The sequence below is a fragment of the Amycolatopsis sp. NPDC051045 genome (genome assembly GCF_040682955.1).
In the GTDB taxonomy this organism is placed as follows: Bacteria; Actinomycetota; Actinomycetes; order Mycobacteriales; family Pseudonocardiaceae; genus Amycolatopsis.
In genome coordinates this window covers 1-9,722 of sequence record NZ_JBFBCC010000057.1, presented here as the reverse complement: position 1 = coordinate 9,722, position 9,722 = coordinate 1, and the positions used below count along the sequence as shown (strand labels likewise).

Annotated in this window: 7 protein-coding genes and 1 pseudogene; 4 read left to right on the top strand and 4 right to left on the bottom strand. The window is 65.8% G+C overall.

What is annotated here, in order from left to right; all coding sequences use genetic code 11:
- Both AB0M80_RS43985 and AB0M80_RS43980 read left to right on the top strand, forming a co-directional pair.
- On the top strand, positions 1-397 hold a 397-nt coding region (locus AB0M80_RS43985; RefSeq protein ID WP_364576503.1), incomplete at its 5' end, for a winged helix-turn-helix domain-containing protein.
- 292 nt (positions 398-689) lie between these two features.
- Positions 690-887 carry a transposase gene (locus AB0M80_RS43980; protein WP_364576502.1) on the top strand — a complete coding sequence of 66 codons (198 nt, stop codon included), beginning with the start codon at positions 690-692 and terminating at the stop codon, positions 885-887.
- 442 nt (positions 888-1,329) lie between these two features.
- On the opposite strand, the gene AB0M80_RS43975 is transcribed toward AB0M80_RS43980, so the two are convergent.
- Entirely contained in the window at positions 1,330-3,291 is a 1,962-nt protein-coding gene (locus AB0M80_RS43975) for an N-6 DNA methylase (RefSeq protein ID WP_364576501.1), read from the bottom strand.
- 698 nt (positions 3,292-3,989) lie between these two features.
- Here AB0M80_RS43975 and AB0M80_RS43970 point away from each other — a divergent pair.
- Positions 3,990-5,666 carry a hypothetical protein gene (locus AB0M80_RS43970; protein WP_364576500.1) on the top strand — a complete coding sequence of 559 codons (1,677 nt, stop codon included), beginning with the start codon at positions 3,990-3,992 and terminating at the stop codon, positions 5,664-5,666.
- A gap of 1,175 nt (positions 5,667-6,841) precedes the next feature.
- Here the strand turns inward: AB0M80_RS43970 and AB0M80_RS43965 are convergent.
- The 3 genes from AB0M80_RS43965 to AB0M80_RS43955 all read right to left on the bottom strand — a co-directional run bounded on the left by AB0M80_RS43965 (position 6,842) and on the right by AB0M80_RS43955 (position 8,532).
- On the bottom strand, positions 6,842-7,465 hold the full coding sequence (locus AB0M80_RS43965; RefSeq protein ID WP_364576499.1) for a hypothetical protein: 624 nt from the start codon (positions 7,463-7,465) through the stop codon (positions 6,842-6,844).
- Entirely contained in the window at positions 7,462-7,845 is a 384-nt protein-coding gene (locus AB0M80_RS43960; protein WP_364576498.1) for a hypothetical protein, read from the bottom strand. The genes AB0M80_RS43965 and AB0M80_RS43960 overlap by 4 nt, the downstream gene beginning before the upstream one ends.
- A gap of 465 nt (positions 7,846-8,310) precedes the next feature.
- Positions 8,311-8,532 carry a hypothetical protein gene (locus tag AB0M80_RS43955; protein ID WP_364576497.1) on the bottom strand — a complete coding sequence of 74 codons (222 nt, stop codon included), beginning with the start codon at positions 8,530-8,532 and terminating at the stop codon, positions 8,311-8,313.
- A 166-nt stretch (positions 8,533-8,698) separates the two neighbouring features.
- Here AB0M80_RS43955 and AB0M80_RS43950 point away from each other — a divergent pair.
- Positions 8,699-9,379: pseudogene (locus tag AB0M80_RS43950) on the top strand (LLM class flavin-dependent oxidoreductase).
- Positions 9,380-9,722 lie beyond the last annotated feature (343 nt).

Genomic DNA, 9,722 nt, shown 5'->3' with positions numbered 1-9,722 from the left:
ACCAGTCGCCGAGATCGCGCGGCGGCTGCGGGTGTCGAGCAACGCGGTGTACGTGTGGCGGCGCCGATGGCGCGCCGGTGGCTCGGCCGCGTTGGGGTCGAAGGGACCCGGCGGGTCGGTCTGCCGGCTGGACGAACAGCGCCAGGCTCGCCTGGCCCACGCCCTGGAGGAAGGTCCTGCCTCGCACGGGTTTGATGAGGATCAGCGCTGGACGTTGGCGCGGGTGGCCGATCTGATCGCGCGGTTGTTCCATGTCCGCTACACCTTGCGTGGGGTGTCGTATCTGTTGCACCGGATGGGGTTCTCTCCGCAGGTCCCGGCGCATCGGGCGGTGGAGCGGGATGAGGAGGCCATCGTGACGTGGCGGCGGGAGGTGTGGCCGGCGGGAAAACGGTAGCGGCGGAGCAGGGTGCGTGGCTGTGTTTCGAGGACGAAGCCGGTCAGACTCTGCGTCCGCCGAAGGCGCGCACCTGGGGGCGGCGCGGGCAGACCCCGCAGGTCGCGGTGTCGGGTAAAGGCTCGGGTCGGGTGTCGGTCGCCGGGCTGGTGTGTGTGCGGCCCGGCGATCGGTCCCGGTTGATTTACCGCACTCTGACCCATCGGGGCCGTAAGGGTGAGCGGCGTAGTTTCGCCGAGACCGACTACGCCGGTCTGCTGGACGCTGCCCATCAGCAGCTGGTGGCCCGATTGTGCTGGTGTGGGACAATTTGAACACGCACATCAGCACGGCGATGCGGGAGTTGATCGCGGCGCGGGACTGGCTGCATGTGATCCGGCTTCCGGCCTATGCCCCGGATCTCAACCCTGTCGAGCACGTGTGGTCGCATGTCAAGCGCGGCTTGGGGAATCTATCGTGCGCGGCATCGACCATCTGGTCACGGTGGTGAAGAACCGGCTCAAGCGGATCCAGTACCGACCCGGGCTGCTCGACGCCTTCTTCGCTCACACCGGTCTGGAGCCGCCGTAATCCCAGCCATTCAACCTCTGTAGCGCGCGAAGGCGGGTGGCGTCGTGGCGGCTACTCGCGCCCCTGCGGCGATCACGCCCTCGTCGTGTCACTGCTGTTCGCCGTCGTTGGCTGCCCTGCGCGTTTTCGGCTTCGTCGGCGAAGTAGGGCAAGCACTGCTGTCCCCGAGATACTGCCGGCACCGCCGATCCACGCGACAGGCACGCCGAAGACCGGGCCGCTCCCGAGTACCTGCGCTACGACGCAGAGCGGCAAGACAAGGACCGAGACGGTGCACGCTGCTCTGCGCGGCTCATCGATGATGCGGAAGATCAGGCCGATCACAGTGCGCGGATCTCCGGGCGGCCGACCGGCTCGCGTTGTCATTGAAGGTCCTCGGGCTCACCCGGTTGCAAGCCCGCGGCCACGGCGGCGATGATCGTGCCCAGCAGTTCGTTGGTCGCAGTCGCAGCTGCTTGAACCGCGTCGCGCTGGGCGAGCACCGAGCGTAGTATCTCGATTACATTTGCCGATTCCTGGTCTGGAGGTAAGGCGACCGTAAGGTCTCGAATGTCGGCGTGGGAGACCGGAACCGGGGTCGCGGAGAGCAAGACCGCAAGCAGCAGCGGACGGTCTCCGGTCTGCTCCCGGAGGCGCACGACCTGCAGTGGCGCGGCGACGACCGCGCCACCGACGTTGTCGACGCCGGCGCGGACCCGGCCGTCGTGGGCGAAGACAAGCACGTCGCCGGGGCGGGTCCGAGGCACGTCCCGGCCGAACTCGTTGATGTTCACAGTGCCGGACGAGAGCGCTGTCCAGTCGTGCTGGACGTCCTTGGCTCGGATAAGTGGGGTCGAACCCCCCTTCAGGTGGTTCGGGGACACTCGGACTCCGCGGATGATCTCGCCGAGGTCTCGCACCACCATGGACCCGGTCCGGGCTGGCCGCAGACCGCCAAGTTCTGGCACCGGCGGCACCTGGGCGGTTGCGTCGCGCGCCTTCGCGTGTGCCGAGCGGATCCATGACGCGTGCATGTCCGACGTGGTTTCGGGAGACGTCCAGTACGCCGCGTCAAGTCGGCATTCGCCTTGCAGTAGCTCCTCGATTGGCACGGCTCGGCAAGGCAGCTCGGCGTCGGTGGGCCGCTGGGCTCCGCGTTCCCAGTTCTGATGGCACTTGACAACCCGCTCGATGTCAGCGCTGGTCAGTTCGCGATGCATTCCCTCGCGAGTGCCCAGGCCACTTCCGTCGACCAGCAGCACTGTTGATCTGGGCTCGCCAGCCGGACGAAGGAGCCACAAGGCCGTGGCAAGGGTGGTGTTCGCATATAAGCCCGCGGGCAGGGTGATCACCGCCTCGACCGAACCCTGTTTCACGAGTCGCTGACGAGCTTGAGCTCCCTGAGCGGACCAGAAAAGCGGGCCCATAGGAGTCAGGTGGAAGCCACGGCCCGTCGCAGCGAGGTGGTGGATGGTCCGGTCGAGCCAGGTCCACGTGTCCGGCCGGGGCCCGAACGGCGGGTCGGTGAAGACGAAGTCCGCGTTTCGGCTGGTATGTGCGGTGGTTGCGTCCTGGTTCCCGATCGTGCCGGCCGCCCCATGGATCAGCATGCGCAAGGCCGCGATCATCCATGCGATTGGCAGTACGTCGTCACCACGCAGATTCAGCTCAGTGTCGGGCGACCGGTTCCAGTGGGCGTGCATAAGCACATTTCCCAATCCGCAGGCGAAGTCGTAGACCATGCCCTCGAGCGGACCGGCGAGTGCGAGCATGAGCTGGGCGAGCCACGAGGGAGTGATGTACTGCCCGAACCACTTGCCCTGGCGCTCCGACACCTCCGCGACGAGGGCTTCGCAGACTTCACCAGCACCGTACTCGCGGATCAGCCGGGGCAGCTCAGCGACAACCGGAGCCACTTCATTCACCTCGGCAGGCTCGAGCGCGAGCGGATGGCCCAGCAAGTACTCGCCGACGACATCCGTTGCCATTTTAAGGAGGTCAGCGGGGTCGGTTACGAGGTGCGCTGACGGCCGCGGCCGGCCATCGTCGTCGAGCTCGCCGATGAGCACGTGCATGCCCAGCACCCAGAGGCAGACTTCGACGGCTCGTGTGACCGTGACGTCCCCGCGGACGACACTGAGGGCCCGCCGGACCTCCTGGCGAGCGGTGAGCTCGATCTGCTTCTTGCCGTGCTTGGTCAGCCAGGCCTGAACCTCAGAGAGCCGGAACAGGGTGACCGCGCCGGTCTCCCTGACCGGCTGGGGGAAGTCATCGTGCCGTCGGCGCCAGTTGCTCGCGGCCGGACGCGTCACCTGCGTGAGCTCCGCGACGTCGGCGAGACTCACGAGTCGCGCGTTGTCATCCCCGATAGACACTTACACAGTCTTTCGTGAACCCCCTTAACGTGTCAACACTGTTAAGGAGGTTCACGCCCGGCGTCGACTTCGGAAGGCTGCTCGAGGCCGCAGATGGGGCATGATGGTCAGCATGACCGCGCAGGGGGGCGACGATTATGAAGGTCATAATTCGCAGCAGTGAGTCCTGCGCAGCTTCGCCCCGCAGTGGCGGCAGCACGAAGTTTGCCACCGTGGCCGCGGCCCTCCCGATCGGATAGCGCTGCTCGCGCGGTAGCCCAGAGCTACAAGCGACTACTGACTGTTATCGCTCGATAGCCGAAGGAAATCGGCGACCCGAAGCCCACGTTAGAGGCCACTGAGGGCAGACCCGGTCCGCGATCGATACGTCCCGTGGTCGTCCGCGCCGCACGGCTCACCGAACACCTGGAGATGGCATGGACGCTCACTACCCGGGTCTGGTCGCGCAGCAGGCCCTCCGCTCTTGAAACGATCTTCGACTGCCTGGTCAGCCGCGCGCCTAGCGTCCGCGGCGCCCGCTTAGCCGCGGACGGGCTGCAGGACGATGTAGCGAGTCATAGCGCCCTTAGTGCCGCTCTTGAGCATCGGGCCGGCGTGCTGCGTCGTACCGATTGGGACCTCGGTGTGCCGCACGCGCCGGAGCCACGCGCACCGGCAAGATGGCATCCGTGCGGATTTCCTGGGATGAACTGGCCGAATCCCCGAAGAAGGCTGAGCAGCTATTCGACCTGATCGTGCACTCCGAATACGGCGATCGGGTGCGCACGATTAACGGTTCCGGCGGCGACGGAGGCCGCGACGCCTGGATCGGGGACATCCGCCGCACGATTGAGTTCAAGAGCTGGACAAAACTGGGCAAAACCCAGCGCGCGCAGGTCGTCCACTCGCTGAAGCGCGCCCTCGGATCGGATATCGCCTCATGGGTACTCGTCGCGCCGGTGCACCCGACACCTGGGGATCTGCAGTGGTTCAACAGCCTGAAGGGTCGCTACCGCAGCTCGTTCGAGATGGTGTTCCGCGACGTGCGCTGGCTGGAGTTGAAGCTGGCCGAACGGCCTGACATCGCCCGCTACATGTTGACCACCTCGCATCAAGAGGTGATCGACATGCAGCGCGAACTGGGCCAGGAACAGGCCGGGCTGCTTGGTGGGGTGCCCGACTTGCTCAAACGCCTGGAGGTCCTGCGCAGTCGGTCTGACGAACTCTCACCAGTCTGGGGTTTGGACTTCGCCTCCCGCGGTGGGCAGAACTCGGTGTTCGTACATCTCAAGCCTGGGAGCCTACCCCAGCACGTCGAGGTCCATCTCGACGTTGAGAACGACGACCCGGTGGGCCCCGCCGTGACCGAGGCCATCGCCGCCGCGCTGCACTACGGTAGCGGCACGGTCATCGAGCCCGGCTACATCAATCGCGTCGACAACGAGGCGATCGCCGCGCTGAACCTCCCGTGGGGGCAGGTGGCGATGGTGCTTCCCGATCAGCGCGTCACCGCAGGCTTCCCGCGTGCGGCCATGCTACGCGCCCGCGCTGGCGACAGCGCGCCGGGGCGTCCGCTGCACCTGATCTTGCACTATGCCACCCAGGGCTCCCTCGGCATGTACGTCCACGGCACCGACTCCACCGGTATGGTGCGACTGCGTTTGCGGATCGACCGTCCCGTCGCGGAGCAGGGGTCGAACATCGGGGTGCTGCTGGAATACGGACCTAGCGACGCACAGCACGCAGCCCTGGTCGACCCTGAAGCGCTGCTGCGTACGGTCACCATCCTGGACTCCCTGGACAAAGCGCCCAGCATGCTCCTCGCGCTGGACACTGAACAGATCGAGTTGGACGCCCAGACCCGTGAGCCCGCCGGACACTTCGCTCCGCTCGTCCGGACCTTGCAAGATTTCGTCTTCGTCCGTGACGCGCTCGACGTGGTCCTTCCGCTGCCTGCCCGCTGGTTGCGCCGCGACGAACGCAACATCGCCATCCTGGCCGGCCTGCTCCGCGGCGACGAGGTTTCAATGCCGCTGAGCACCACGGTGTGCCACCAGATCAGCACCATCGAGGAAGCGCGGATCTACATGGAGCTCCTCGAGACCGGGCACGGTGCGCGGATCGACTTCCAGATGGTCGGCCTGACTTTGCCGGTCGGAGGGGTGCCGGTGCCGGTAGACCCGCTCTACGTCGCGTTCTCCCGAGCACAGATCACCAACGCCGCCGAGGTCGCCGAGGCATTGACCTCCGAGAAGGGGGTCGTGCCGGTCGACATCGGCCCGGCTCCGGGATCAGCCGTCCTCGGGCGCAGGACGCCGTTCTCGGGTCCCGATCCGGACGATGGACCGGAGACAATTTCGAACTGATCCGTATGGGGCAGTCATGTTTGCCGTCCGCGGCGGCCGTCGGACAGAGCCACTGTGGTAGATATCCGCAGGTCGTGAGAGACGGCAGTCCGTGCGGATGTTGTCCGGGCCTGGTCGGGGGCACCAAGCAGACCATCACCACCCTGCCCAGCCCAACCTGAGCGGCACGCTGGTCATCGAGGGCACGTACGACCTCTCGTCGATGCGCGGGAGGTCGTGATGGGTACCTCGTCCGGCGTGACCAGGTTCGTGACCACGGTGATGGGCATCGTGATCGGCTGACCTTCCTCTTTTGGTTTCGGGAACGTCCTGGCGCTGGCGCTGCGGATCGGCGTCCCCGTGTACGTCGCGCCCCTCGTAGCGCCAGCGGTGGACCTGACGGTCTTGGGCTTGCTAGTCGGTACTCGTCATCTCGCACTGCACGGCGCCAACCGGGACCGAGCCACACGGGTAGGGGTGGGCTTTCGTCGGCGTTCGCATCGGCAGTCAGCCAGAGATCGACCGCCTGGTCGAGGTCGCCGTCACGGGCGCACCGCCGGACCAGCGCAGCCGCCAGCACTTGGCGGCGGTAAGCGGTGTGGTGGCTCGCTAGGGGCCGACATCCGCGATGCACCTGTCCACGGCTGCGCCACCGTCTTGGTAGCCGAGGCGGTCCCATCGCATCAGCGAAAGCCACCAGCGTGTGGCATCGACGACTTCGCCGTTGCGCCCGTCTAGCGGGGCATCGGCTTGGGCTAGCGCCCCGGGCCGGCCGTCGTGCAGGTAGTCCTGTTCGGCCTGACGCAGCTCGCGGCACGTCCAGGCGGGAAGTCCTGTCGGTGCCCCATCGTCGACCGGAATCCATCAAGCTTGCCAGCCGCTGATCCCCGCCGCATCAGGCACAGCCGGCCAACGAACAAGACGACCACGATCGGAGCGACGCGTGTTCACTCAACGGCGAGGTGTTCGGTGTGCGGTCAAGACCGAACACCGAACGATCGCGGTGCACGACGTATGCGTTCAGTCAGTGACGTCTTCGCCGGGCTTCGCGGTCTCCGTCGGGGTGGAAGCTCGAGACCGCGATCGACTCTCGCGGAGGACGGCAGTGCGAGCGTTGCGGCGAGCCTGCGCGAAGTACCGTTCAGGGTCTCGCAGCAACTCTTTCGCGCGCTCGACTGAAGGGCTGTTGTCGACCTTCATTGGCGTACCTCCTCACGAGCCAACTGTAACTTCGCTGGTATAGGAACCAGCTGGAGATATTCGTCGCCCGATGCTTCGAGCTCGTACCAGCACGCACGCGCTCGATTGGCGGGATGGCACACCTGGGCGGCCGAGGCGAGGATCATGGGGATCGCGCCCGCTTTGCATGTTTGACGATCTGCTCTCGCCGCGCGCAGGCACCCTTCGACGACGAACGACAGAACGGGAAGCAGCACGTCACTCACTGCGACCCGGATTTCGGCTTCGACCTCCAAGATCCGCGCTTCGGTCGCCGCCGTTTCCTGCCGGGCTCGCTCGACGCCTTCCTGGGCTTCCCGCGCCTTGGCTGCCGGTACGGCGAACCCGAAGAGTGCCACCACCGCCAGACCGCCTGACAACACCCACCGCCAAGGGCCGACCGATGTTGCCAGCAAGGAATTGAATAAGGGCGCGGCTGCGACGGCGGCACCGCCGACCCACAGTGACCGAGCACCGGCCCAGGTACTGACCTTCGCGGCCAGCCGGTTCTCTGCCGGTTGGGTAACCTGTGAAGGCTCGATTTCCAATTCATGCTTGTTATCTGTCCGGACCGGACCCTCCAGCCGATCGGAGGCCGTCATGACCTGGTGGTCGTATCGGGTCTAAAGGCTTCCGGATCCTTCGCCTTCGCTTTGTCGAGCAGTCCCGGTTCGGTAGCGCTGTCGAGGACTCCTGCCAGCTTTCGCTGTGCTTTGTCAGCGACACCGGTCGCCTGCTCGGCCTTGTTCTCCGCTTGCTGACGGCCGGCGGAACCGAACCAGTAACCGAGGGAACTGGTCAGTAGAGGCAGTACAACGAGTAGGATGTCTTTGGCGCGTTGGAACTCATCGAGGGTGGTTCCGTCGGTCTGCTTGGTAACGGGGGAGCCGAGCTCACCGTATACCGCCAGCAGCCAGAGGCCGGCGACAACCAGAAGAATCAGCGTGATCCCGGCACGCACCCAAGTTCCGAAGTGTCTCATCTGCGCCTCCCCAGCCACCGGCCTGATCTCGCAGCTCCAGCCTCTTGCCCTGACGTAGTCGCCAGTGGGTCGAGGTGCTGTTACGGAAGCTGAGTCACAATCCGAAGTAGTTGCGCGCGGGCGGATCGAACAGCATTGCAGCCGCGAAGAATACGCCCCAAAGATCGAATGTGGCTTCGTAGTCGAAAAGTGTCTCGGGCAAACGTCGATACCGCCGAACGAACGGGCTGCTGTGCCCTGCCTCGCACGACCCGAGGCGAGAGCGATGGTCGTGGTCTGGATTCACAGGCGTAGCGATGCTGTCAGCAGCTCAACCGTCAGACGCACGGTATCCAGTGACAGCCCGACGCCATCGGGTGTCCGGTGCACGATGCGGACGCTGCGAGCCGCGTTGTCGGCGAACCAGATCTGGATGTGGAGGGCGGCATCCTCCCTGAGCTGGGGATCGGCCTCTGCCAGCTGTTTTCAGACCGCTGGGCCGGTCACCTCGTCGAGTGTGAGCCGAACGATGTCGAGCAGGTCGGTTGCCTCCTTGTCCAAGGAGCGGTTCGGCAGCGCCTGCAGTTTCGTGGCGATCAGTGGCCCGGCTTCCGCGACTTGAACCGGGTGCTCGACGGTTGTCGCGCCGTCTGTTGCCCGGAGCAGCAGTGATGTCGCTGTTCGCATCGCCCAGTCGTGGCTCAGCACGTATAGCCGGTCAGCTGTCCGTACCCGGTCGGGGGCACCACGCAGACCAGGCTCGGACGGCCTGACCTGACCGGCACCCTGGTCATCGAGGCCACGTACGACCGTGGTCCGGTTGCTGCGTGGGGTGCCTCGCGCCACAGCCGAGGTCCGGTGCTGAAAGCACGATTTGCATGAACCGCTGAAATTCGCCTACTGGGTGCCGAACGTGAGCGGCGGGTTGCCCTCACGCAGGTGCGCTACACGGCCTGTTTCGGCGTCGCCTACCAACACGAATCGACGGGCTTCAGCTTCGCTCTACTGCTGGCGACGCGACGACTGAAGGTGATCGCCGCGGTCCACCCCGGGCTGTGGCATCCCGGTGTGCTGGCCATGTGGTGGCGAGCGCGGACGTTCTCTCCGGCGGCCGGGTCGTGGTGAACGTGGTCCGCGGCTGGTTCAAGGACGAGTTCACCGGGCTCGGCGAGCCCTGGCTCGAGCACGACGAGCGCTACCGCATCCACGACTTCGACATCAAGCCCAAGCCGCTCGCGCGTGAAGACCGCCCGTATCCCGGAGATCTTCCAGGCCGGCAACGCCACTGTCGACAAGAAGGGCATGTGGGCGGATTCGGGGTTCGCCGACTTCGTGCAGTACAACGACGGCTTCCGCACCCGGCTCATCGGCACAGATCGCCGAACGCGCCATCGAATACAAACGGCGGGGCGCGAGCCTCCTGTTGCACGGTTTTCCTCCACTTCCAGGAGGAGATTGAGCATTTCGGCAAGCACGTGCTACCGATCACCAGGGAACTGGAAAGAGGACATCGACCGCGCGCCCAACGCCTGAGCCTGTGGGGAGCCGAGCATGATCGACCGGCAGCAATGGCCGAAGCGCGCGGCGAAGCAACGCACGGTGGGCACCGGCTTGGAGATCGGCACCAAGATCTTCGAGCTGACCGGGATGGCGAGCGGACTGTGGACAGCTCTGGAAACCCGGCCGCCGGGAAGGCCGTGGCCCTTTGACGCACATCGGCACGCGGCGCCAGGCCGCGTGCCGAGCCGGTCGATGGTGGGGGGTCAGTCGATGGTGTCTAGTTCGGTGTCGACGTCGGACGATCGGTTGCGGCGGTTGGCTTCGTGGAGTTGGTCTTCGAGGGTGATGATGCGGCAGGCGGCGTCGATGGGGGTGCCGTGGTCGACCAGTTCCCGGGC

Excerpts from the sequence above, each read along its gene's own strand:
- AB0M80_RS43965 (WP_364576499.1), bottom strand. The coding sequence starts at position 7,465 with ATGACGGCCTCCGATCGGCTGGAGGGTCCGGTCCGGACAGATAACAAG.
- AB0M80_RS43960 (WP_364576498.1), bottom strand. The coding sequence starts at position 7,845 with ATGAGACACTTCGGAACTTGGGTGCGTGCCGGGATCACGCTGATTCTT.